This window comes from Rhizobium sp. K33 (assembly GCF_056501445.1).
In genome coordinates, this window is sequence record NZ_CP096478.1 from 3,103,705 (window position 1) to 3,128,155 (window position 24,451).

The 24,451-nt window shown below is 61.8% G+C and carries 23 protein-coding genes; 12 read left to right on the top strand and 11 right to left on the bottom strand.

Going from position 1 to position 24,451, the window contains the following annotated elements:
• Positions 1-13: 13 nt before the first annotated feature.
• The 6 genes from M1E12_RS15160 to M1E12_RS15185 all read right to left on the bottom strand — a co-directional run bounded on the left by M1E12_RS15160 (position 14) and on the right by M1E12_RS15185 (position 6,176).
• Positions 14-1,090, bottom strand: a complete 1,077-nt coding sequence (locus M1E12_RS15160; RefSeq protein WP_479562390.1) for an ABC transporter ATP-binding protein — start codon at positions 1,088-1,090, stop codon at positions 14-16.
• A complete protein-coding gene (locus M1E12_RS15165) occupies positions 1,087-1,914 on the bottom strand; it encodes a carbohydrate ABC transporter permease (protein ID WP_136537848.1) in 828 nt (275 codons plus the stop codon). Before M1E12_RS15165 ends, M1E12_RS15160 begins: the two co-directional genes overlap by 4 nt.
• Entirely contained in the window at positions 1,911-2,813 is a 903-nt protein-coding gene (locus M1E12_RS15170) for a carbohydrate ABC transporter permease (protein WP_113458625.1), read from the bottom strand. The genes M1E12_RS15165 and M1E12_RS15170 overlap by 4 nt, the downstream gene beginning before the upstream one ends.
• A 117-nt stretch (positions 2,814-2,930) precedes the next feature.
• Positions 2,931-4,163, bottom strand: a complete 1,233-nt coding sequence (locus tag M1E12_RS15175; RefSeq protein ID WP_136537847.1) for an ABC transporter substrate-binding protein — start codon at positions 4,161-4,163, stop codon at positions 2,931-2,933.
• Positions 4,164-4,225: 62 nt separating this feature from the next.
• The gene (locus M1E12_RS15180) at positions 4,226-5,128 is read right to left on the bottom strand and encodes a sugar phosphate isomerase/epimerase family protein (RefSeq protein ID WP_479562391.1); all 903 of its coding nucleotides are present in this window, start codon (positions 5,126-5,128) and stop codon (positions 4,226-4,228) included.
• A gap of 4 nt (positions 5,129-5,132) precedes the next feature.
• Positions 5,133-6,176 carry a Gfo/Idh/MocA family protein gene (locus tag M1E12_RS15185; protein ID WP_479562392.1) on the bottom strand — a complete coding sequence of 348 codons (1,044 nt, stop codon included), beginning with the start codon at positions 6,174-6,176 and terminating at the stop codon, positions 5,133-5,135.
• Positions 6,177-6,312: 136 nt separating this feature from the next.
• Here M1E12_RS15185 and M1E12_RS15190 point away from each other — a divergent pair, with 136 nt between their 5' ends.
• Complete coding sequence (locus tag M1E12_RS15190; protein WP_479562393.1) at positions 6,313-7,329, top strand: LacI family DNA-binding transcriptional regulator; 1,017 nt, start codon at positions 6,313-6,315, stop codon at positions 7,327-7,329.
• 19 nt (positions 7,330-7,348) lie between these two features.
• Here the strand turns inward: M1E12_RS15190 and M1E12_RS15195 are convergent, their stop codons facing one another.
• Genes M1E12_RS15195 through M1E12_RS15205 form a run of 3 tightly spaced genes read right to left on the bottom strand, consistent with a single transcriptional unit; the run spans position 7,349 to position 10,177 of the window.
• Entirely contained in the window at positions 7,349-8,332 is a 984-nt protein-coding gene (locus tag M1E12_RS15195; protein ID WP_479562394.1) for a PDR/VanB family oxidoreductase, read from the bottom strand.
• 35 nt (positions 8,333-8,367) lie between these two features.
• Positions 8,368-9,111, bottom strand: a complete 744-nt coding sequence (locus tag M1E12_RS15200) for a GntR family transcriptional regulator (RefSeq protein WP_479562395.1) — start codon at positions 9,109-9,111, stop codon at positions 8,368-8,370.
• A gap of 4 nt (positions 9,112-9,115) precedes the next feature.
• The gene (locus tag M1E12_RS15205; protein WP_113458619.1) at positions 9,116-10,177 is read right to left on the bottom strand and encodes an aromatic ring-hydroxylating dioxygenase subunit alpha; all 1,062 of its coding nucleotides are present in this window, start codon (positions 10,175-10,177) and stop codon (positions 9,116-9,118) included.
• Positions 10,178-10,380: 203 nt separating this feature from the next.
• On the opposite strand from M1E12_RS15205, the gene M1E12_RS15210 reads away from it, so the two are divergent.
• From M1E12_RS15210 to M1E12_RS15235, 6 genes are all read left to right on the top strand, one after another.
• On the top strand, positions 10,381-11,301 hold the full coding sequence (locus M1E12_RS15210; protein WP_479562396.1) for an ArsR/SmtB family transcription factor: 921 nt from the start codon (positions 10,381-10,383) through the stop codon (positions 11,299-11,301).
• A 115-nt stretch (positions 11,302-11,416) separates the two neighbouring features.
• Entirely contained in the window at positions 11,417-12,925 is a 1,509-nt protein-coding gene (arfA, locus tag M1E12_RS15215) for an arabinosylfuranosidase ArfA (protein ID WP_479562397.1), read from the top strand.
• Positions 12,926-12,951: 26 nt separating this feature from the next.
• Positions 12,952-14,049 carry an ABC transporter ATP-binding protein gene (locus M1E12_RS15220; RefSeq protein WP_479562398.1) on the top strand — a complete coding sequence of 366 codons (1,098 nt, stop codon included), beginning with the start codon at positions 12,952-12,954 and terminating at the stop codon, positions 14,047-14,049.
• Position 14,050: 1 nt separating this feature from the next.
• Positions 14,051-14,932: a carbohydrate ABC transporter permease gene (locus M1E12_RS15225; RefSeq protein ID WP_136537837.1), complete on the top strand. Its 882-nt coding sequence runs from the start codon at positions 14,051-14,053 to the stop codon at positions 14,930-14,932.
• Positions 14,929-15,780, top strand: a complete 852-nt coding sequence (locus M1E12_RS15230; protein WP_102018738.1) for a carbohydrate ABC transporter permease — start codon at positions 14,929-14,931, stop codon at positions 15,778-15,780. Before M1E12_RS15225 ends, M1E12_RS15230 begins: the two co-directional genes overlap by 4 nt.
• Positions 15,781-15,856: 76 nt before the next feature.
• Positions 15,857-17,167 carry an extracellular solute-binding protein gene (locus M1E12_RS15235; protein ID WP_102018739.1) on the top strand — a complete coding sequence of 437 codons (1,311 nt, stop codon included), beginning with the start codon at positions 15,857-15,859 and terminating at the stop codon, positions 17,165-17,167.
• Positions 17,168-17,280: 113 nt separating this feature from the next.
• Here M1E12_RS15235 and M1E12_RS15240 read toward each other — a convergent pair whose 3' ends face one another.
• Positions 17,281-18,258 (bottom strand): LysR family transcriptional regulator, encoded by a 978-nt coding sequence (locus M1E12_RS15240; RefSeq protein ID WP_310243535.1) that lies wholly within the window; start codon positions 18,256-18,258, stop codon positions 17,281-17,283.
• Positions 18,259-18,444: 186 nt separating this feature from the next.
• Here M1E12_RS15240 and M1E12_RS15245 point away from each other — a divergent pair, with 186 nt between their 5' ends.
• Genes M1E12_RS15245 through M1E12_RS15255 form a run of 3 tightly spaced genes read left to right on the top strand, consistent with a single transcriptional unit; the run spans position 18,445 to position 21,379 of the window.
• Positions 18,445-19,401 (top strand): VOC family protein, encoded by a 957-nt coding sequence (locus tag M1E12_RS15245; RefSeq protein WP_479562399.1) that lies wholly within the window; start codon positions 18,445-18,447, stop codon positions 19,399-19,401.
• 13 nt (positions 19,402-19,414) lie between these two features.
• Positions 19,415-20,077 (top strand): alpha/beta hydrolase, encoded by a 663-nt coding sequence (locus M1E12_RS15250; RefSeq protein ID WP_479562400.1) that lies wholly within the window; start codon positions 19,415-19,417, stop codon positions 20,075-20,077.
• 27 nt (positions 20,078-20,104) lie between these two features.
• Positions 20,105-21,379, top strand: a complete 1,275-nt coding sequence (locus tag M1E12_RS15255; RefSeq protein ID WP_136537834.1) for an ABC transporter substrate-binding protein — start codon at positions 20,105-20,107, stop codon at positions 21,377-21,379.
• Positions 21,380-21,418: 39 nt separating this feature from the next.
• Here the strand turns inward: M1E12_RS15255 and M1E12_RS15260 are convergent, their stop codons facing one another.
• Complete coding sequence (locus M1E12_RS15260; RefSeq protein WP_479562401.1) at positions 21,419-22,369, bottom strand: LysR family transcriptional regulator; 951 nt, start codon at positions 22,367-22,369, stop codon at positions 21,419-21,421.
• 98 nt (positions 22,370-22,467) lie between these two features.
• Here M1E12_RS15260 and M1E12_RS15265 point away from each other — a divergent pair, with 98 nt between their 5' ends.
• Positions 22,468-23,340, top strand: a complete 873-nt coding sequence (locus M1E12_RS15265; RefSeq protein ID WP_479562402.1) for a dioxygenase family protein — start codon at positions 22,468-22,470, stop codon at positions 23,338-23,340.
• Entirely contained in the window at positions 23,337-24,392 is a 1,056-nt protein-coding gene (locus M1E12_RS15270) for a maleylacetate reductase (protein WP_479562403.1), read from the top strand. Before M1E12_RS15265 ends, M1E12_RS15270 begins: the two co-directional genes overlap by 4 nt.
• Positions 24,393-24,451 lie beyond the last annotated feature (59 nt).

The following is a 24,451-nucleotide window of genomic DNA, read 5'->3' on the forward strand; positions in this document are numbered from 1 at the left end:
CGCTTGATCCAAGTCAGGCAACCTCGATCCGCTGCTCGGTCTCGGCATCGAACAGATGCAGATGAGCCGGATCGAAGCCGAGCGCCATCGTGTCTCCATGACGCAGCGACTGGCGTTCGGAAACGACCACATTGATCTCCGGCTCGCCGGCCGAGGTAATGTAGGTCATCGACCCCGTGCTCTCGACAATCCCGACCGGCAGCCGGATCTGCGCCTCACTGTCGGGAACCAGCCGCAGATGCTCGGGCCGCAATCCGACAAGCAGCCGTGACGATGACGGGACCGGGCGATCAAGCGCGATCATCTGCGGCGTGCCGAGGTCAAGCGCCAGCGACTTGCCATCGGCGCCGACGGTCGCCGGTATGAAATTCATGGCGGGCGAACCGATGAAGCCCGCCACGAACTTGTTGACCGGACGGTCGTAGAGTTCGAGCGGTGCACCCTGCTGTTCGATCACCCCTTGCCGCATGACGACGACATGATCCGCCATGGTCATCGCCTCGATCTGGTCATGCGTGACATAGACCGAGGTCGCACCCAGCCGGTCATGCAACGAGCGGATCTCCTTGCGCATGTGGACGCGAAGCGCCGCATCGAGGTTGGAGAGCGGCTCGTCGAACAGGAAGGCCTTGGGATGCCGGATGATTGCCCGGCTCATCGCCACGCGCTGACGCTGGCCGCCGGAGAGCTCACGCGGATAGCGATGCAGGAGATTCGACAAGCCCGTCGTTGCTGCCACTTCCTCTGCGGCCTTCTTGGCTTCCGTCTTCTTCACGCCGCGAATGCGCAGCGAATAGGTTAGATTCTCCTCGACGGTCATATGCGGATAGAGCGCGTAGGACTGAAACACCATGGCAAGATCCCGCTTGCGCGGCGGCACACCATTCATCCGCTCACCGGCGATGATCAGATCGCCGCCTGAAATGCTCTCGAGCCCGGCCAATGACCGCAGCAGGGTCGACTTGCCGCAACCGGACGGCCCGACAAGTGCGACGAAGGCACCCTTCTTGATCTTTAGGTCGATATCCCGCAGCGCGTGATAGGCGCCATAGTATTTGTTGACGCCGGAAAGTTCGATCTGATGGGTCATTTGAGAGCTCCAGACGTGAGCCCGGAGACGATCCGGCGCTGCAGAAGGACAAAGGCCGCGAGAATGGGCGTCACATAGATCGAGGCGAAGGCCATGATATTGTTCCACTCGTTGGTATTCGGCCCCATGAAGGTGTTCAGACCGACGCTTGCCGGCTGAAGCTCGGCAGCCTGGATCATCGACTTCGAATAGACGAACTCGCCGAAAGCCTGCATAAAGATCAGGATAGCTGCGACCAGGATGCCGTTGCGGGCCAGCGGCAGCACGATGTTGAAAAAGGCCCCGATCCGCGAATTTCCATCGACGAGGGCCGCCTCTTCGAGCTCGATCGGCACGCTCATGAAAGTGGCGCGCACCAGGACGACGAAAAAGGGCATGCTCTTCGCGGCAATGGCGATGATGACGGCCAGACGCGGATAGTCGAGCATGCCGAGCTGCGAGAAGCCGACGAAGATCGGGGTGATCATCAGCGAGGCCGGCAAGACCTGCAGCATCAGGATGAGGAAGAGCCCGACATCGATCCAGCGGTTGCGATAACGGGCAAGCACATAGGCGCAGCCCGTGCCGAGCACCGTGATCAGGCTGACGGCACCGACGGCAATGACCAGCGAATTCCACATGTAGCGGGCGAGATTGCGGCTCTCCCAGACATAGGCATAGGTCGACCATTGCGGATCCGACGGCCAGAAGCTGGGCGGTGTAGCAAACATCGCCGAACCACTTTTCAGGGTGGTGATGTACATCCAGTAAAGCGGGAAGAGATAGATTGCGGCAAGCACAAGCGCGATCGCCAGCATCAGCCTGTTTCGGGTGGTCTCGCTCATCCGCGCACCTCGTGTCGTGTCGAACGCACGTAGACGACGGAAGCGAACATCACGAAGACGATCATGATGACCGAGATCGTGGCACCCTGAGCGAAGTCATACTGGCGGAAGGAGAGATCCCAGGCCCAGTATTGCGTGACGTTGGACGAATTGTTGGGGCCGCCGGACGTGATCGCGGCAAACAGGTCGAACTGTTGCAAGGTGAAGATCAAGCCGAGCGAGATGATCGCACCGATCGTCGAACGCATCATCGGAAGCGTGATGGTCCAGAACCTTTGCCAGACATTGGCGCCATCCAGCTCGGCGGCCTCGTAAAGGTCTTTCGGAATGGCGGAGAGGCCGACCGACAGCAGGATCATGTTGAAGGACGTCCCGAGCCAGATATTGGCGATGATGACCGCCCAGAGCGAAAAATCGGGGTCGGACCGCCAGAAGATATTGCTGGAAATGATGCCGCTCTCGCGCAGCATGTAATTTAACACGCCGAAATCGCCCGAGAGGATCCAGTTCCAGATCGCGCCGACCACAAGGCCCGGCATGACCCACGAGACGAGGAAGAGACCACGGAGCCACGAGGCGCCGGGAAAGTTCACCCAGAAGAAGAGCGCCAGCGAGAAACCGATGACGAACTGGCCGACGATGGAGGCGACCACGAAAAGCGCCGTATTCCAGAGGATTGGCCAGGTCTGTGGCTGGGAGAACAGCGTCACGTAGTTGTCAAAGCCGACAAAGGGTCGAAAGAAGGTTCCCAGCGAGAACATATCGACTTCCTGAAAGCTCATCAGCACGTTGTAGATGAGCGGCAGGCCGGACATCAGGAAAAGGAAGCCAAGCGGCAGCGTTACGAGGCCCAGGTCGAAGCCCCGCCCGTCGGTCAGGCTGGTCAGGATCTTGCGCATTCATGTCTCCGCACTACCGGTGATCTCGTCCGGGCCGGCCGCCCCCGCACCACGGCAGGGACGGCCTTCCGGGAGGTTTGTTGGGCAGGCGTGGCAATCACCACGCCTGCCGATCCTTTAGCCGAGGACGGCGTCTATGCGTTCTGCCGCCTGATCGAGAGCCTCCTTGGCGGACATCTGGCCCGTCAAAGCAGCCTGGATCGCATCCTGGATTGCCTTGGAGATCTTCGGCCATTCCGGATGAGGACCGCGCGGCTGGGCATACTGAAGCTGTTCGATGAAGACCTTCAGGGCGGCATCCTTCAGAGGCTCACCCGTCGGCGCGATTGTGATGTCGGAGCGCGGCGGCAGCTGCCCGAAATCCTTGAACATGCGGTCGTCCTGCGAGACGAAGTATTCCAGAACCTTGAACGCCTCGTCCGGATGCTCCGTGTTGGAGAAGATCGCCCAGTTGAAGTCACCCATGGCGGAGGAACGCTCCGCGCCTTCTTGCGGCACCGGCAAAAGCGCGACGCCCCAGTCGAACTTTGCCTCCTTCAGCATGCGGTCCAGTTCCCAGGGGCCGGAAATGGCCATGGCGGCGTTGCCGGAGTTGAAGGTGCCGGTCGAATCCCACTGACTGCGGGTCAGCGTATCCGGAGAGGCAAGCTTCTCGTCGATGATCTGCTTCCAGGTTTCAAGCGCCTTTACGGCCCCCTCGGAATTGATCTTGTCGTAGCCGCCGCCACCCATCTGGGCCCAGGGCAGGAACTGGAAGGTCCCCTCTTCATTGGCCTTTGCCGAGAAGGTCAGGCCATAGACGTTCTTGGAGGGATCGGTGAGCTTGCGGGCAGCCTCCACCAACGCGTCCCAGGTCTGCGGCGGGCTGTTAGGATCGAGGCCAGCCGCCTTGAACATGTCCTTGTTGTAGTAGAGCGCGATCGTGTTCGTCGCTTTCGGGATGCCGAAATACTTGCCGTCCCACATCACGGATTTCAGCGGACCGGGATAGTAGTTTTCCGGTTTCACCACATCGGATGCCGCGATCTTGTCGGTCAGGTCCAGAAAGGCGCCCCGCGAGGCGAAAAGCGCATGCTCGGGATTGTCGATCGCGATGATGTCGGGTGCCTGCCCCGTCGAGTAGGCCCGCATCGCCTCGCTGACGACGTCGTCGAACTGGATCTGACGATATTCCACCGTGATCCCGTTGTTGAGAGCGTTGAAGTCCTTGATCAGGTTCGGAGCCGGCTGAATGTCGCGGTCGAGCGACCAGACGGTGATCTTGACGTCTTCTGCCTGGGCGGAAAGCCCGAACAGGGAGACACTGGCAAGCGCCAAGGCGCCGAAGACGATATGCTTGCGAATACCCATGGTTTCCTCCTCTTGGGTTTCTGCATGGGCCTTGTCCTCCACAAGACCCATATTTCGACGGATCAGACCGGGTCGGTGACGAAATCCCCGCCCCGGCAGTTCTTGAGATAATTCAGTCCATGCACCTGCCCCGTCATTTCCAGCGCGTCGCGATAGACCGGGTCGTGCCAGCCTTCGATGTCGATGGAGCCGGACCAGCCGGCGAGGCGAAGTTCGGAGATGACGTCGGTCCAGTTGGTGTCGCCGAAGCCCGGCGTGCGCATGAAGACGAAGGGGTGCTTGCCAAAGACCCCGTGCTCACGGATCACGTCCCAGCGAATGGTCGCGTCCTTGCCATGCACGTGGAAAAACTTGTGCGCCCATTTGCGGATCTGCGGGATCGGATCGATGAGATAAACCATCTGATGGCAGGGCTCCCATTCGAGCCCGATGTGATCGTCCGGCGTCTCGTTGAAGATCAGCTCCCAGGCATCCGGATTGTGCGCGATATTCCAGTCGCCGGTCTGCCAGTTGCCGTCCATGGCGCAGTTCTCGAACGCGATCTTCACGCCCTTGTCGGCGGCACGCTTGGCAAGTTCGCTCCAGATCTCGCGGTAGCGCGGCAGGCTTTCCGTCAGGGGACGGTTGCGGATACGCCCGGTGAAACCGGCAACGCAGGTGGCGCCGAAGTGATGGGCATTGTCGATGCAGTCCTTCCATCCCTGCAGGGTCTGCAGGTCCATGTCGGTTTCTTCCAGCGGATTGCCGAACATGCCGAGCGTAGAGATGGTGATGTCGCGATCACCGATCGCCTCGACGCAGCGCTTGCCGAGATCGGCCAGATCCTGACCGTTCGTTGTTTGCCAGAAAAAGGGCTCGAAGCTCTCGAAGCCCATGTCGCCGATCTGGCCGATCCGCTCTGCCGCCTTGCCGCCGCTGGCGCTGACCATGGTACCGATACGAATGGATTTTGCTGGATTACTCACGGGTTCAATGTCCTTCGGATGAAATGCTGACGGGAAGGCCGGTGCGGGCGCTTTCGATCGCGCCGAACACCATGGAAAGGCTTTTGATATTGTCGTCGCTCGCGGTTTCCGGCCGGCGCCCTGTTTCGACCGCATCGACGAACTCCACGAGCACGCTCTCATGCCCATGGGTTTGATCCTCGTCGGGCGCCGGGGGGATGGAGACGTTCCGGTGACCGCGCAGCAGGCCGGGCTCATCACCCGCGACCGTCGCCTCGAACGCGTCTTCACCGTCCCAGGTGATCATGCCCTTGGAGCCAACGAGCCTCCAGGCACTCTCCCAGCTCGTGCGACGCCCCTCGGCGCACCAGGAGCCGCGATAGGTGAAGACGGCATCCCCCGAGAGCCGGAAAATCGCGTTTGCCGAAGCGCCATGGGCATACCAGGAGCCGGACGGATTGGTCTCGACACAGTAGGCGGAAAGCGGCTGCTTTCCGGAGACGAAGCGCGCGGCATCGAAGGTGTGGATTGCCATGTCCAGCAGGAGGACATTGTCCATCGCCTCACGAAAGCCGCCGAAATGCGGCCCGAGGAAGAAGTCGCAGTGGATGCCACTGAGGTCGCCGATCAGCCCCTCTTCCACGGCGCGGCGCAGGCGCCGGATGCCGGAGATGAAGCGGCGGTTCTGCACGACGGCATGCACCCGACCAGCTTCCTCGGCGAGCTTCAGCAAGGTGTTCGCTTCTTCCATGGTGGCCGCCAGCGGCTTTTCGGAAAGCACGTCGCAGCCAAGTTTGAGAGCGGTAGAGACGACGTTGAAGCGCGCGGCCGGGACCACCACGTCGAACACCATGTTGGCCTTGGTCGCCTCAATCATGGAAGCGAGATCCGTCCCGATGCGGGCGTCACCGAGACCGAACTCGGCAGCAAGCGCCTCCGCCACAGCCGGATCAAGATCGACCAGACCGACGATTTCCACCTCGTCCCGCAAGCGGGAGGCAGACTGAAGCGCTCGGAGCCAGCCTTTGGCCATAGCTCCGCACCCGCACAAAACGGCTCTTGATGTCACTGATATCCTCCTAAGGGATAAGCGAAACTCCTCTTCCGCAAATCCCGTAAACGTTTACGACACTATGAACGAGACGGCCCATGTGTCAATAGAGATTTCGTAAACGATTACGGCATGCGTTTCAGCGGAGGGGTTGATGAAGGGCATCCGGCAACTGGCCGAACATCTCGACATATCGATCGGGACCGTCTCCCGCGCCCTGAACGGCAAGCCGGACGTGAACGAGGAAACCCGCAGACGCGTGCTGGAAGCCGCCGAAAAGCTCGGCTATGTGGCAAACCAGGCGGGCCGCTCCCTGCGCAAGGGCGCTACCGGCATCATCGGCTTCATGATGCAGACCGGCCATGATATCACCGGTCAGGGTGACACCTTCTTCATGCGCGTTTTCGATGGCATGCAAACGGTCCTGGCCCGGCATAAACTCGATCTGGTCGCCCTGCTCTGCTCGTCCGAGGAAGATCCCGATGCCTATCTGAAGCGCATCGTCGCGCGCGGCTTTGCCGACGGGATCATCCTGTCGGCGACCCGTTATCAGGATCCCCGCTTCGAGCTCCTGCACAAGACCAAGATCCCCTTCATCACCCTTGGCCGAAGCCAGACGGATGTCGGCCAGCCCTGGTACGATCTGGATTTCGAGGGCATGGCGGAAGACGCGATCGAGCGTCTGGTGACGCGCGGTCACACGCGTATCGCGATCAGCAGGCCGCATGGCGACATCAACCTCGGCCACATCTTCGAGAACCACTGCCGCGTCGTGCTCGCGCGCCACGGCCTCGAACTAGATCCAGCGCATGTCTATCGCTCAGGTCCGAATGAGCCTGGCGGCTATCAGGTCGCCCAGCAGGTGATGAAGACCCGCGAGCGCCCTTCCGCAATCATCCTTCTGAATGAAGCGACGGTCGTCGGCTTCTACCGCGGCCTGCAGGAAGTCGGGCTGAAACCAGGCAAGGACATCGCCGTCATCGGGCAATACAGCCCTCAGGCGCAGTTCCTCAACCCGGTCCTCACCTGCTTCCGCCCTGACCTGAGAGCGCTGGGCATCGCTCTGGCGGAAAGCCTTCTGGCGACCATGCCGGACTTCGCACAGCATTATCCCGATGCGGCGCGCCGCCGTCTCTGGCCGATGATCTTGATCGAAGGCGAGAGCGGCTGATCGACGGCGTGCAAAGAGCCTAGGCCGACAGCGCTTCCTGCCGATACCCCGTGTCGATCGTCACCACGCCACCCACGGCCCGGGATACACAGGCGCACATCTTCTCGCCCTCGTGCCGCTCTTCCGGCGAGAAGAACACGTCGCGATGATCGATCTGAGCAGAGGCATCCACGATATTGACGGCACAGAGGCCGCATTCGCCCCGGCGACAGTCATAGACCATGTCGATCCCGGCTTCCATTAAGGCATCCAGCATGGTTTGGTCGGCCCGCACATCGATCGTTCGCCCATATTGCGGAACCGCGACCGAAAAGGGTTGCTCCGCGTAACGACCACTATCGCCGAAGACCTCGAAGCGCAGCCGGCTCATAGACCGGCCGCTGTCACGCCAGGTGTTGCGTGCAGCTTCCAGCAGGCCGTGCGGACCGCAGATATAGGCCTCGCCATCCACAGGAAGAGCGGCGAATTCGGCGACCAGATCGAACGCGCTGCCTTCGTCTTGAACAAAGGCCTCCAGCCCATCGCCGAGCAGCGCCTGCAACTCTTCCGAAAATGCCATCTGCGCACGGCTCTTGGCGCCATAGATCAGCCGCACGGATTGGCCGCGCGCAACAAGGGCTTTTGCCATGCCATAGATCGGCGTGATCCCTATCCCGCCGGCGATCAACAGATAGCGCGAGGCGCGCCAGGAGAGCTCGAACCGGTTCTCCGGTTCGGTCATCTCCGTCTCGTCGCCGATCCCCATGCTCCAGACAAAGGCCGACCCGCCACGACTGTTCGGATGGAGCTTCACCGCGATCTTCAGCGTGCCGGGAGCACTCGGCAAAACGGTGTAGGTGCGGATCGCCGGTTCGCCGCGGATGATGACCTTGATATTCGTATGCGACCCCGGATCGAATGCCTGCCGCAGGCCGTCGACAGCGAAGGTCACGGCCCGGACATCCTCGGCCGGGTTTTCGATCTGAATGACACGCGCAGGGCGCCATTCCAGCTTGGAACGCATGAAGTCTCCTCCCTAGACTGATATTTCTCGGCCGGTCAGCCCGCCATGAGGGCGAGCGCCAGCACCTTTCGCCGCAGATCCGGCTGCTCCTCCAGCACGAAATCCAGATTCTGACGCGCAAGCCGCGCATGCTCCCGCGCCAGGGCTTCGGCGCGCGCACCTTCCCGCAATTCGATCGCGGAAACGATCGCCTTGTGCTGTGCCTGCGCCACCACCAGCGTCCGATAAAAAGCCGGAGCATTGGACTCGGTGTTCACGAAGGCATTGGGGCTTGCAAACGGCAGACTGGTCATCCGCTCGATTTCCCGGCGCAGAACCTCGCTGCCCGCGAGATCCCAGAGCAGGCGATGGAACTTGCCGTTCAAGGCCTCGTAGCGCTCGAAATCCATCGCATGGGCTTCGGCCGCAAGCACTTCATCCAGTTGCACCACGACCTCGCGAATGGCCTTCGACCGCTGAGGCGTCACACCACGCTCGGCCGCCAGCCGCGCTGCGGTGCCTTCGAGAACGCCACGCAGCTCGATTGCATCGATCACTTCCTGCCGGCTAAACGAGCGGACCGCGTAACCGCCGGAGGGGATCAGCGTCACCAGCCCCTCCTGCTCGATCCGCTGAAGGGCTGCCCGAAGCGGTGTGCGGGAGACGGAGAGCCGCTCCGAGAGCGCCACCTCCGACAACCGCTCGCCGGGCTCGATCTCACCGGTCAGGATGAGATCGCGCAGCCCAAGCAGCGCTTTCGCGGTCTGCTGTTTCGGCGCCCGTTCCTGATCCATGCCCATCTGTTCACTCCGCCGCCACGGCATGAGGACCAGCCTGCGGCTTCAGCTCTGCATCGATCATCCGGTCGATCAGCTTGCGGGCCCACATCGAACCGGCGTCGATATTGAGATTGTAGAACTGATGATCCGGATTGGCATCGATCGCCTGCTGCTGTGCCTCGAGCACCACTTCGTCCTCCCGGAAGACACCTGCGACACCCTCGCGAAGCTCGTGCGTGCGGGCCTGATTGCCGAGGTCATAATTGCGCGCGAAGGCCCAGAAGTAGAGACAGGTCTTGTCCGTTGACGGCGTGATCGTGTTGAGCACGTAGCCGTTCACGCCCTTGGAGCGATCCCCCTGTTTGGCGCCGGTTCCCGCTTCGGCAACACCGACATCGATCGTCACCGTGCAGGGCGCCTCGAAGCGAATGATCTGCCAGCGGTCAACCTTCCCGGGACGGCCATACTGCTTGCGCCAGAAGGGCGGCGGATCGATATCCTCCATCCAGCGCGTGATATAGGCAAAGCGATCCGAATGGCTGGCTTCGAACGGGGCTTCGGCGACAGCGCGATTGCCGATGGAAGAACCATGCACGAAGGTCTCGTGCGTCAGGTCCATCAGGTTGTCGACAACGAGACGATAATCGCACTTCACCTCGATCAGCTTGCCATCGGCAGCCCAATCCGGGTCCTGGTTCCAATGCATGTCGGGGATGAGCGCGGGATCGGCCAATGCCGGATCGCCCGGCCAGATCCAGATGAAGCGGTGCTTCTCGGCAATCGGGTATGACTTCACACAGGCGGACGGATTGATGGTGTCCTGCGAGGGCATGTATACACAGCGCCCCGTCTCGTCGAATTCGAGACCGTGATAGCCGCAGATGACATTGTCACCCTCGAGCCGCCCGAGCGACAGCGGCACCAGCCTGTGCCAACAGGCATCGGCAAGCGCGACGGGCGTGCCATTCTCCTTGCGATACAGGACAACAGGCTTGTTACAGATGGTGCGCGGCAAAAGCTGGCGCTTCAGCTCCACATCATAGGCGGCAGCATACCAGGCATTTAGCGGAAAGGTGGGTTTGGACATGACAGCTCCTCCTCTATCGGGAAGCAGCAAGCCATACTGTATACAGGATGTCAATCTCAGGCCGAAAACACCGGCGATATCTCGCCTATCGCCTGGATGATGTCATCGGATGTATACAGCTGAGGCTGCGACTAGCTCGGCCACCGCTCCCCTTGTTTTGATCACAAATTCTGATACGAATTCACTATACGGGGAGAAACACATTGAGCAGCCGCTTTCTTATGATCACGCCGGACGACGGCAAGGACGTCCTGAAGTCCCTCTCCGCCCCGGCGCGGCTGGCCATCCTGGAGCTTTTGCACGCGCGCGGCCCGCTGAATGTCAACGAGATCGCCGAGGTCCTTGAGCTTCCCCAGTCGACCACATCGACCCATTTGAACCAGATGGAAGAGGCGGGCCTGATCCGCACGGAGGTCCAGAAGGCCCGCAAGGGCAGCCAGAAGATCTGTCACGCCGTTCATGACGAGATCGTTCTCACCTTCACGCGCCCGAATAAGGCAACCGACGAGGCAATCGAAGTCTCGATGCCGGTTGGACTCTACAGCGGTTACGACGTCTACGCCCCCTGCGGCATGTGTGGACCCGACGCGATCATCGGCTACCTCGACAACCCCGACACATTCCTCTCGCCGGACCGGATGAAGGCCGGGCTTCTCTGGTTCACGCGCGGCTATGTGGACTACCAGTTTCCCAACAATGCCAGGATCAAAGGCGCCCCAATCCGGGAACTGGAACTCTTGCTTGAGCTCTCCTCCGAGGTGCCCGGCACCTCCGAAAACTGGCCTTCTGACATCACCATCTCCATCAACGGAAAGCCGGTCGCCACCTGGACCTCGCCCGGCGATTTCGGAGACCGCCGCGGCAAGTTCACGCCCGATTGGTGGAAGCTTCGCGGCAGCCAATACGGCGTTCTGAAAAGCTTCCGCGTCACCGAAAGCGGCACCTTCATCGACGGCATGCGGGTGTCGGAAACCACGCTCAACGATCTGGAACTGCTCGATCATCGATCGATCCGCGTCCGGATCGAAGTGCCGGAAACAGCAGAACATCCCGGCGGCATCAACATATTCGGCCGCGGCTTCGGCAACTACGACCAGGACATCGTCCTGCGCATCAAGACCTGACAAGCCCTCGCAATTTCCCCTGCATATTGCCGGATTGACCTCCGGTCGATCCCGTGTATCATATCCTCAATCATGATAGATATCCGAAAAACGGATATAGTTGGAGGAAATGCTTATGCGGGCTGTCGGCACCGTTCACCGCGACTATAAAATCAGCACGATCGATCCGCGCCTCTACGGATCCTTCGTTGAGCATCTCGGTCGCGCTGTCTACTCCGGCATCTACGAACCCGATCATCCGACAGCCGACGAGAATGGCATGCGGCAGGACGTCATCGACCTCGTGCGCGAACTCGACGTGCCTGTAGTCCGGTATCCCGGCGGCAATTTCGTCTCGGCCTATAACTGGGAAGACGGCATCGGTCCGAAGGAAAATCGCCCGGTCCGCCTCGATCTCGCCTGGCACACCTCGGAATCAAACCAGGTCGGCATCCACGAATTCGCCGATTGGGCGAAGGCCGCGAATACCGAGATGATGCTCGCCGTCAACCTTGGTTCGCGGGGTCTCGACGAAGCCCGCGCCTTCCTGGAATACGTCAACCACCCCGGTGGCAGCTACTGGTCGGATCTGCGCCGCAAGAACGGCCGCGAGGAGCCTTGGAACGTCAAGCTCTGGTGCCTTGGTAACGAGATGGACGGCCCCTGGCAGATCGGCCAGAAGACGGCGGAAGAATATGGCCGCGTTGCCTTCGAGACCGCCAAGGCCATGCGCGCCTTCGACAAGTCGATCGAACTCGTCGTTTGCGGCTCCTCCTCACCCAAGATGCCGACCTATCCGGCCTGGGAAGCGACCGTTCTCGACTACACCTATGACAGCGTCGATTACATCAGCCTGCATATGTATTTCGAGAACCACGCCGGCGACACCGCCGCCTACCTTGCACAGAACGCACGCCTGGAAGACTACATCGAGACCATCGCCTCTGTCATCAAGGTGACCAAGGCAAAGAAGCGCTCGAAGAAGGACGTCTATATCAGCTTCGACGAGTGGAACGTCTGGTACCATTCCAATGAAGCTGACCGAAAGGTTCTCGAAGGCCGCGATGGCTGGCCGCATGCGCCGGAACTCTTGGAAGACATCTACAATTTCGAAGACGTGCTGCAGGTCGGCTGCATCCTCAACACCTTCATCCGCCGCGCCGATGTGGTGAAGGTCGGCTGCCTTGCGCAGCTCGTCAATGTCATCGCGCCGATCATGACCGTGCCCGGCGGTCCGGCCTGGCGCCAGACGACCTACTATCCCTATCTCTTCGCCTCGCGTTATGGCCGCGGCACATCCTACCAGCTGTCGATCGACAGCCCGAGCTATGCGACGGACTTTGCCGAGAAGGTTCCCTATCTCGACGTATCCGCCGTCGAGAGCGACACGGATGGCGCTCTCACCCTCTTCATCGTCAACCGCCATCAGACGGACGCCATAACCCTTGACGTCGCGCTCGAAGGCTTTGGCGACCGCAAGGTGATCATGGACAAGGTGATCGCAGGCCACGAGCTGAAAGCTGTGAATGGACCGGACGAACAGCCGGTTGCTCCGGCCGACGGCAGCGGACTGACTGTCGAGGAGGGGCGCCTCAAGGGAGAGATCGCGCCGCTCAGCTACCGGATGATCCGGCTCGGCCAATAACCAATCGACGACGGGGAGGAGAAACCATGTCGGCTTCGATTGAAATCGATAATGTCACCAAGCGCTACGGCGCACTGACCGTGCTCGATGACATCTCGCTGTCCATCGAGGCGGGCGAGTTCGTCGTCTTCCTCGGGCCCTCGGGCTGTGGCAAGTCGACCCTGCTGCGCATGATCGCCGGCCTGGAAGATGTCACATCAGGCACCATCTCGGTAAGCGGCAGCCGTGTTGACACCCTGCCGCCCGGCCAGCGTGGCGTCGCGATGGTGTTCCAGTCCTATGCGCTCTATCCGCATATGACCGTGAAGCAAAACATGTCGTTTGGCCTCGAAAACATCGGCATGCCCAGGGACGAGATCGAGAAGCGTGTCCTCGCCGCCGCCGAAACGCTCGAGATCGGGCACTTGCTCGACCGCAAGCCGCAAAAGCTGTCGGGCGGCCAGCGCCAGCGCGTCGCCATCGGTCGCGCCATCGTCAAGGAGCCCAAGGCTTTCCTCTTCGACGAGCCGCTCTCCAACCTTGATGCCGCACTTCGTGGCCGCACGCGTCTCGAACTCGCCCAGCTGCACCATCGCCTGGGCTCGACGATGATCTTCGTGACCCACGATCAGATCGAGGCGATGACCCTCGCCGATCGGATCGTGATCATGAATGCGCGCAAGATCGAGCAGATCGGCACGCCGATGGATGTCTACCAGCGGCCGGCCACCAAGTTTGTCGCGGGCTTCATCGGCTCTCCGCCAATGAACTTCCTGCCCGTATCCGAATGGAGCGGCACGAATAACGGGCTTTCCGTCAGTACCGCGGGTCTCGGCGCCGTCGAGACCGGGTTCAAGGTTCCGGCGGGCCTCAATCCCGAGGGCGCAACGCTGGGCATCCGTGCCGAGGACATAACAGTGCTGACGGACGGCACCTCAGGTGTGCCTTTGACGGCCGAGGTGGTCGAACGCCTGGGCGATCGCTCCCTCGTCTACGGCGTTCTCGATGACGGCAGCAAGCTCGTCGTCGAAGCGGATGGCCGCTCGCTGATCAAGGCGGGAGACCGCCTGATGATCTCGGCCGATCCGCATGCCTTCCACCTTTTCGGCGCAGACGGTCGCGCCTTCGGCAGGGAGGGGGACTGACATGGCGGAAAGTTATCGTCGCAGCCAGTGGAGCCACGGGCTATTCGTCCTGCCCTATCTGCTGGTCTTTATCGCCCTGCTCGTGTTTCCGCTCTTCTGGGGCATGTGGCTCAGCCTGCACAAGGTCGACCTCTTCGGCCCCGGCCGTTTCGTCGGGCTGGCGAATTACTTCCGGGTCGCAGGCGATGCGGTCTTCTTGCAGGCCCTGCGCAACACCATCATTTTCGTGCTGGTGAGTGTGCCGACGCTCGTTGCCCTCGGTCTTTTTCTGGCACTCGCGCTCAATCGCACGACCCGCACCACGAGTTTCTTCCGCGGCCTGTTCTTTTCGTCCTCCGTGCTGTCGGTCACCATTGTCACCTTGATCTGGCGCTTCGTCTTCATTCCCAGCGACGGCCTCCTGTCCGTGCTCTTCGCGCAGGCAGGCATCGACCAGATCAACTTCATCTCGACCAAAGGCTGGTCACTCTTTGCCGTTGGCGTCGCGACCGTCTGGTGGTGCATCGGCCTGCCGATGATGCTCTTCCTTGCCGCGCTCCAGCAGGTACCGCAGGACCTCTACGAAGCAGCAGCGCTCGACAATGCCAGCCGCTGGCGCGTGCTCACCCGCATCACCCTGCCCTCGATTGCCCGCACCATCATGCTGGTGACGATCATCCAGATCGTCTTCCAGTTCCAGCTCTTCGGCCAGGCGCAGCTGATGACCAATGGCGGCCCGAACGGCTCCTCGCGTCCGCTCGTGATGTACATCTACGAAGTCGGCTTCGTCCGCTGGGACGTCGGCCGTGCGGCAGCCGCCTCGCAGTATCTCTTCCTCATCATCCTCGTGGCGGCCATGGCGCAATATGTCGTGTCCTCGCGCAAGACGGAGGACGGCGCATGAACCGGTCGAACGACACCTACAAGCCGGAAGTCCTGACCGCCAACCGTTCGCTGCTTTGGGGCGCCGCCCTCTTGTCCGTCGTCATGATGGCGCCGGTGGCCTGGCTGGTCGGCCTCTCGATCAAGAGCAACCAGGATCTGATGATCGGCACGGATTCGGTTTTCCGCGCGCCCTATACGATCGCCAACTACCTGAACATCTGGCACTCATCCCAGGTCTTCGGCTGGTTCTTCAACAGCCTCGTCGTCGCGACCGGCCAGACGTTGCTGGTGCTGATCCTGTCTTCCCTCGCCGGCTATGGCTTTGCGCGCCTCGAGTTTCCGTTCCGCCGCACGCTGTTCATCATCGTGCTGTTCGGCCTCGCAGTACCCGAGCAGGCGGTGATCATCGCCCGCCACCAGATGTTCAACTGGTTCGGTCTGCACAACACCTATCTCGGCCTGATGCTGCCGGGTCTGTCGGGCGCCTTCGGGGTCTTTCTGATGACGCAGTTCTTCCGGGCGATCCCCAAGGAGATCGACGAAGCAGCTCTGCTCGATAACGCCTCACAATGGCGGATCTTCTGGAAGGTCATGCTGCCGCAGACGCTGCCTGCCCAGGCGACCCTCGGCATCTTCACCTTCCTGCATGGCTGGAACGACTACTGGTGGCCGCTGATCTCGGCGACCCGGAAGGAAATGTACACGCTGACGGTCGGCCTTGCCTCGTCGCAGTCGAACTTTGCCCAGAGCGAGGGCCTCGGCTTCCTCGCCGCGCAGGCTGTGTTTGCCAGCGTACCGGCGCTCATCGTCTACGTGATCTTCCAGAAACACATCGTGACCGCCGTTTCCGGTGGCGCGGTGAAGTGAAGCCTACCCGGCCGGAGAGGAGCCGGCCGGCTTTGTTCAACGGGGCAATCAGCCCGCCATAAGGGAGTGAGACATCATGAAACGCATTCTACTGACGACTGTCGCCATGATCGCGCTGAGCCAGGGCGCATCGGCACAAGAGCAGACGAAGATCGAGTTGCAGCGCTTCTTCGGCGCTTGCGAAGCGGAATATGGCAATGTCACGGATGTCTCGGCCGCGGTGGGCGAATGCGGCATCATCACCGCGCTCGTCAACAAGTTCGAAGCCGACAATCCGGATATCGACGTCAACGTGACCACGGTCGAATGGCCGGGTTATGACCAGCTGAACGCGCAGCTCGCCTCGGGCGCTGCACCCGACGTCGTCTCCATGCACTATTCTGCGATCTCCGACTACCAGAGCCGTGGCCTGATCGAGCCGATCGACGAAGTGCTCGCCGCCCAGGGCATCGCACCCGACAGCTTCACCGATGCGGGCCGCAACGGCGTGACCAAGGAAGGACAGCTCTTCGGCCTGCCCTTCGACAACTGGACCATGCTCTTCCACGTCAACCTGAACCTGATGAAGGAAGCCGGTCTGGTCAATGCGGATGGCACGCCGATCCTGCCGACCTCCGGCGAGGAGCTGATCGCGCAGGGCAAGCAGTTCACCGAAAAGACCGGCAAGCCCTACCTCATCCAGATCATGGCCAATGAGACGGCGTCCTACACGCGCATCCTCTATACGCTGCTGCAGCAGCAGAATGCCGATTTCTTCGCCGATCCGACATCGATCAAGCTGAACACGCCGGAAGCCAAGGCGGCGGTCGAGCTGATGAAGGCAACGAAGGACGAAGGCATCTCGACGACCGGTCTCGACTACGCCGCAGCCGTTTCGGGCTTCGCCAATGGCGAGGGCGGCATTGCCGTCAACGGCACCTGGTTGATCGGCGATTATGTCGCCCAGTCCGAAAAGGAAGGCACGGCCCTGTCGAACGGCTACACGGTCTATCCGGTCCCGCAACTCTTCCCGGCGCAGGACAGCACCTATGCGGATGGCCACAGCTGGGTCATGCCGAAGAAGGACCGCACGCCGGAACAGGTGGAAGCCATTGGCAAGCTCTTCAAGTTCCTGGCCGAGAACGACTTCCAGTGGGCCCGCACGGGTCACCTGCCGGCGGCCAAGGCTGTCTTCGACATGGCCGAGTTCAAGTCCCTGCCGCATCGCGACAACATCGCAGAGATCGCCCAGACCGGTCGCTCGCTGCCGGCTGAAGTCCAGCGTCAGTTCGCCATCCAGGACATCATCGGTGAGGAAGTCGGCGCGGCCGTCAATGGTGACAAACCGGTCGACGAAGCGCTGACATCGGCCGAAAGCCGCATCAACGATCTGCTCGCCGACATCTGATCGGAGATAAAACTCCCCCAAGGCCTCCCTGGCCTGCCCTGCACACTCCGGTGTGTGGGGCCTTTTTGGTGCGGAAGACGGGAGGAAACTCGGGTTAAGCGCCTGCCGGACCTTCAGCGGTCCCGCTCCGGCAGAAACGGCCCCTGCCCCCAGACGATCGACTTCTCGTGTCGCTCGATGACCTTCTTCAGATCGGTGAATTCACGGACGATGTGGTCCTGAAACTTCCGACGGGCCGGATTGGGAAAGGTCTTCCGCTTGGTGATGATGCCCAGCGTACGTTCGGGCTGCGGGATATCGACCGGCACGATCGAGATCTTGTTCTCACCCTTGAAGGAAAAGACCACCGAATGCGGCAGGATCGCCAGCGCATCGGTCGACGCGATATAGTTGACCACGGAAAGCAGCGATCCGCCGGAATAGCGGACGGACAATTCGCTGATCCCGAGCGTGATCAGGATGTTGTGCAGATCGAGCACCAGCGGCGAGCCCGGCAGCGGCGCGACCCAGGGGTAGGCGAGAATATCCTCTATGCTCAGGCGTCGCTTGCGCAAGAGCGGATGACCGACAGCACAGGTCAGAACGTTGCGACCCGGCAGGATTGGCTGAAACTCGAAGTCGGTCTTGAGATCCGTGCTGCCGATCGGCGTGATCGCGAGATCGATCTGGCTGGAATCGAGCTCGGTGAGCAGATCCGGCAGATTGCCGTAGGATTGCTCGACCATGATGTCGCGCTCACGAAGCTGGAAGGAGGCGATCATCTGCGAGATCACGGCATCCATGAAGAAGGGAACGCCACCGACCTTGATCCGCCCGGCAGTCCCCGACTGAAAACTTCTGACGATCTCCACCGCCTTGCGTGAGGCGCCGAGGATCGAGCGGCCCTGGATGGCAAGTTGCTGTCCCAGTGGCGTCAACTGCAGGGGCCGCTTGCCCGGAATGAACAGCGGCTCCCCCACCCGTCGCTCCAGCATCGAGAGGGTTCGCGATACTGCCGGCTGGGTCATGCCGAGCATGGCGGCACCTTCCGTCACGCCTCCGGTCTCGGCGACGGCGGCAAGCTGAACCAGATGGCGCTCATCTATCTTCATAGCGATCTGCTATATGGGACATAAGCAATTTTATCAACAGAAGGCCCGAGCGTCTATATAGTCTGATCATTGGGAAGGATCCGGTCTGACGCGAAAAGAACGGGAGCGGCAATTCAAACCGCTGGAGGACCTGTTCGTCAGGAAGCGGCACATCCCCTGCATTTGAAAATCTGGAGGAGAAGAAGCATGTCGTTCATCTCGGGTTACCATCACCTCACGCTGAGCACCGATGGTGCTCAGGAGGACTATGACTTTTATACAAAGACACTTGGCCTGCATTCCATCAAGCGCACAGTTCTCTTCGACGGCACCATTCCGGTCTACCACCTGTACTACGGTGCAAAGAGCGGCGACCCGTCGACGATCGTCACCACCTTTCCCTTCAAGAAGCCCGGCATTTACGGCAAGCGCGGCACCAACCAGTCGAAGATCATCCAGCTTTCGATCCCGGTCGGATCGGCCGACTTTTGGGTCGACCGCCTGAACGCACGCGGCATCCCCGCGACCAAGACCAGCCGCTTTGGCATTACCCGCGTGGCGCTCGCCCACCCTTGCGGCATCGATCACGAACTGGTCGAGAGCCCGGCGGACACGCGCCCGCCGATCACCAGCGAGGTGAATGGCGTTGGCCCCGCTCACGGCATCCGCGGCATCTATGGCGCCGCCGTCGCCGTCTTCGATCGCACCTCGATGGACGACTTCCTGACGATCGCCATGGGCATGAAGAAGGAAGCCGACAGCGACGAGGGCCTGATGTTCTCGGTTCCGAACAATGGTGGCCCGTCGAGCATGGTGGAAGTCCTGCACCAGCCAAACGGCCCGCAGGGCACCTGGACGCTCTCGGGTGGCACGATCCACCACCTCGCCCTCAACACGGTCAACGAAGAGAACCAGCTGAAGCTGAAGGCCCATATCGAGGGCCTCGGCTTTACCGATGTCTCCGACCAGAAGGACCGCAATTACTTCAAGTCCTGCTATGTCCGCTCGCCGGGTGGCGCGCTGTTCGAGATCGCCTGGTCGGTCGAAGGCGGCTGGGCGAAGGATGAGCCGGCCGACGCGATCGGTTCGACGCTCGTCTTCCCGCCATGGTTCGAGGATCGCCGCGAAGAGCTGATCGCCGGCCTCGAACCCGCGAACTTCTGATCCGGGGGCGATCATGGCCATTCATGGCGAACCGCTCACCGCAGGTGTCGCACCGGCGGAAGCCGATGTTCTTTGCGTCTTCATCCACGGGCGAACCCAGTCGCCCGAGGACATGATCGAGCAGGTCGTCGGCCGGCTGGCCGTTCCGGGCGTCGCCTATTGCCTTCCACGAGCAACGGGCAACTCCTGGTATGCAGCGCGCGCGACGGACGCACTGACGGACCCGACACGCAACGAATTGACGGCATCACTCGACTATCTCCACGGGCTGGCGGGGGCCCTGCGACAGGCGGGCGGCGCGGAAAAGCCCCTCCTCATCGGCGGCTTCAGCCAGGGCGCCTGCCTGTCGCTTGAATATGCCATGGCCTTCGGCCCCTGGAATGGGGCCATGGTCAATCTCACGGGCTGCCGTGTCGGACAGGCGCGCGATGAGCGCCCGTCGCGCGATCTCGACGGGATGCCCGTCTACCTCACCGGATCCGATCAGGATCCGTGGATCCCGGTCTCGGCTTTCGCGGAAGCCTCAGAAGCGCTTGGGAGGGCGCGCGCGAGGCTTCGCTGCGAATTGTTTCCGGGCCGGACACATCAGGCCTCCGACATGGAGGTCAAAGCGCTCGAAGCCATGCTTCGGGATCTTGCGGAGGGCAGCCGACCATTTCGCCGCGTCGCGGCCTAGGTCAGGACAACAAGGGAGGAGGACAGCATGATTACGCGCAGAAAACTGCTGAAGGCGGGCGCCGCGACCGGTCTCGCCTATGGGCTTGGCGGCCTCGCCGCGCCGGCAATCGCTCAAGGTGCCAAGATCAAGCTCGGCTATGTGAGCCCGCAGACGGGACCGCTGGCAAGTTTCGGCGAGAGCGACGCCTACAACATCGCCTCATTCCTCGCGACCGAGGCAGGCAAGAACTTCGAGATCATCGTCAAGGACAGCCAGTCCAACCCGAACCGGGCAGCTGACGTGGCGAAGGAACTCATCCTATCGGACGAGATCAACCTGATGCTGGTCGCCTCGACCCCGGAAAACACCAATCCGGTCGCCACGACCTGTGAGGCCGAAGGCATTCCCTGCATTTCCACCAAGGCCCCCTGGCAGCCCTGGTTCATCGGCCAGCAGGGCAATCCCGGCGATCCCGCAAGCTGGAAGCCGTTCGACTTCGCTTACCATTACTTCTGGGGCCTGGAAGACGTCATCGCCGTCTTCACCAACATGTGGGCCCAACTCGATACCAACAAGAAGGTCGGCGGGCTCTTCCCCAATGATGCCGATGGCAATGCCTGGGGCGATCCGAATGTCGGCCTGAAGCCGGGCCTTGCACAGGCCGGCTTCGAGCTCCTCGATCCGGGCCGCTACCAGAACCTGACCGACGACTTCACCGCACAGGTCAATGCCTTCAAGGACGGCCAGTGCGACATCATCACCGGCGTCGTCATCCCGCCTGACTTCACCACCTTCTGGAACCAGGCCAAGCAGCAGGGCTTCAATCCGAAGGCCGTCACCGTCGCCAAGGCGATCCTCTTCCCGCAATCGGTCGAGACCCTAGGCCCAGCCGGCCACAACCTCTCCTCGGAAGTCTGGTGGTCGGCGCAGCATCCGTTCAAGTCGTCGCTGACGGGCCAGAGTGCCGGCGAGCTCGCCGCCGACTTCACCGCCAAGACCGGTCGCCCCTGGACACAACCCATCGGCTTCATCCACTCGCTCTTCGAGATGGCAACCGATGTCATGGGGCGCGTCGACGACGTGACGGATCCCGAGGCGGTCGCTGCGGCCATCGCCGCCTCCAAGGTCGACACCATCGTCGGCCGCGTCGAATGGAACGGCCAGGGCGTGCCGCCCTTTGCGGCGAAGAACGTCACCAAGACCCCGCTCGTCGGCGGTCAGTGGCGGCGCAAGGACGATGGCACCTTCGATCTCGTCATTGTCGATAACAAGACGGCACCGAACATTCCAACCGCCGGCAAGATGGAAGCCTTGGCCTGAAGACACGACAGAGGCGGGCCCGCTTCTCAGCCGGGCCCGTCAGCTTCCCCAGACGACTGCCTCTTCATGGCGCTTGATCAGGTGGCGCAGGTTTTCAAAGCTCGACCGCACGAAGGATGAAAACTGCTCGACCGCCGGAGACCGCGGCGCATCGACACGCCGGAGGATGGCAAGCGCCCTCTCCGGATGCGGAATGTTGATCGGCAGGGCCGTGATCGTCTTTTCCTTGCGCTGGGCAAAGACCACGCTGTGCGGCATGACGGTCAGTGCATCTGCACCCTTCAGATAATTGACGACACTCGCCAGCGACCCGCCGGAATAGCGGATGCGGATTTCCGTCGCCCCGAAGGAGAGGAGCAGCGCTCTGAGGTCGGCCAAAAGCGGACTGCCCGGCGGCGGCGCCACCCAGGAATAGTCGAGAAGATGGGACGGCTGCACACGGCGCTTCAACAGAAGCGGATGGGTCACGCGACAGGCAATGACGTTACGACCCGGAAGGATTTGCTGGAAGGCAAGTCCCGAGCCTTCGTCGAGAATATCGATGGGGCAGATGGCCAGATCGATCTGATCGGCCTTCAGCGCCGCGCGAAGATCCGGGAAATAGCCATAGGACTGGTCGATCCGCACATCCGGATGTGTCGCCTGAAACTCCGCACACATGCCGGCAATCAGGGAATCCATGAAGAAGGGACTGCCGCCCACCCGGACGACGCCGCTTTTGCCGACGCGAAAGCTCTCCATGAGGTCGGAGGCCTTGCGGGAGGCGGCCAGCATCGCAAGGCCATGTTCGGCAAGCGCAATCCCAAGCGGGGTCGGCTGCAAGGGGCGCCGTCCCCGGATGAAGAGCGGTTCGCCGATCCTCTTTTCTAGCATCGACAGAGTGCGCGACACAGCCGGCTGCGCGAGCCCCAATAGGGCTGCGCCTTCGGTGACGCCGCCCGTCTTCACCACGGCAGCCAGCTGGATCAGGTGTCGCTCGTCGAACTTCATAACGGATTGTTATATTGTCTCCCAAACAAATCATCAATCATCCATCCAAGCCCTGCTAGCTTCCTCTCGACCAGCAATGCGGATTTGGGAGGAGATGCATGTCGCGGGCCGCAGACCTCATCACCTTCGACGAAGCGACGTCATCAGAGGCGTTCACGAGCCGCTTTGGCACGCCCGATGATGCAACCGCTCGCCTGCTCTCCGCCGTGGTCTGTCATGTCCATGAACTCATCAAGGAGTTCCGCCCCAGCCAGGAGCAGTGGCGCAAGGTTCTCGACTTCCTGACCGAGGTCGGCCACGCCTCGGACGAACGCCGCCAGGAATGGGTGCTGTTTTCGGATCTTGTTGGTGCATCGGCGCTTGTCGAAGAGATCAATTCCCGCCGTCCCTCGGGCGCTACCCCCAACACGGTCCGCGGCCCCTTCTTCCGGACCGACACCCCGGAACGGGCCTTGGGGAGCTCTATCTCGCTGGATGGCGCAGGTTTACCGCTGCTGGTCGAGGGCCGCGTCGAAGATCTGGACGGCCTGCCGGTCACCACCGCCGAGATCATCACCTGGCAGGCGAATGCCGAAGGTTACTACGAGAACCAGCAGCCGGATCTCCAGCCGGAATTCAATCTGCGGGGTCTTTTCCGTCCGGATCAGGATGGGAAATTCCACTATCGCACGGTCCGGCCCGCCGGCTACGGCGTACCGGGTGACGGGCCAGTCGGGAGGCTGTTCGCCCAGGCGGGCTATCCGCTTCACCGCCCTGCCCATCTGCACTTCGTCGTCCGCGCCCCGGGTTTCGAGACGATCACCACCCACATCTACGACGCGGATGATCCAAGGCTCGGCGAAGATGCGCTGTTCGGCGTCCGGCCGGAACTGGTGCATTCCTTCGAGCAGACGGTGATCGACGGCAAGCCGGCTGTTCGCGTCAACATCCGGTTCGTCATGGTCCGCGCCCGTCCCGGGAGGAACAAATGAAGAGCTTCATGTATGCCGGCAACCCGGCCCGCATTCTCTTTGGTTCCGGCCGCAGCGCTGAGCTCGGTAGCGCCGTTGAGGCGCTGGGCTGCCGCCGTGCGCTGGTCCTGTCGACGCCTCACCAGAAGGCGGATGCCGAAGTTCTGTCGGAGCGCCTGGGTGCCCTCTCCGTCGGCGTCTTCTCCGGTGCCGTCATGCATACCCCTGTCGATGTGACGGAGACCGCGCTGAAGGTCGTCAGGGAAACGGACGCCGACTGCGTCGTCTCACTCGGCGGCGGCTCCACCACTGGGCTCGGCAAGGCCATTGCCTATCGCACCGATATACCACAGGTCGTCATCCCCACGACCTATGCCGGCTCCGAAGTCACGCCGATCCTCGGCCAGACCGAAGGCGGCCGAAAGACCACAGTTCGAAACGCGAGCATCCTGCCGGAAGTCGTCATCTACGATCCGGATCTGACCCTTGGCCTGCCCGTCGGCATGAGCGTCACGAGCGGCCTCAACGCTATGGCCCATGCGGTCGAGGGTCTCTATGCCCAGGATCGCAACCCGGTCTCGACACTGATGGCGCTCGACGGTTTGCGCGCATTCCGGGACAGCCTTCCGATTTTGGTGAAGAGTCCTCATGACCCCGATGCGCGGGCAGAGGCGCTTTATGGCGCCTGGCTTTGCGGCACCGTGCTCGGCACAGTCGGCATGGCACTGCACCACAAGATCTGCCACACGCTGGGCGGCTCCTTCGATACGCCGCATGCCGAAACCCATGCAGTCATGCTGCCGCACACGGCCGCCTTCAATGCCGAGGCCGCGCAAGCGGAACTCTCAGGCGCCGCCGAACTGTTCGGCGGCTCGATCGGCGGCGGTCTCTGGGACTTTGCCAAGTCGATCGGCGCGCCGCTGTCACTCAAGGAATTCGGGCTCACTGAAGCCGATCTCGATCGCGCGGCCGATATCGCGGTCGAGAACCCCTATTGGAACCCGCGTCCGATTGATCGGACGTCGATCCGCATACTTCTGCGACAGGCCTGGGAGGGCGTCAGGCCCGACTGACCGAGACGACATCACGCGCGCTGCGCGCTCTTTGGGAGGAGAGACGATGATGGGAGGAA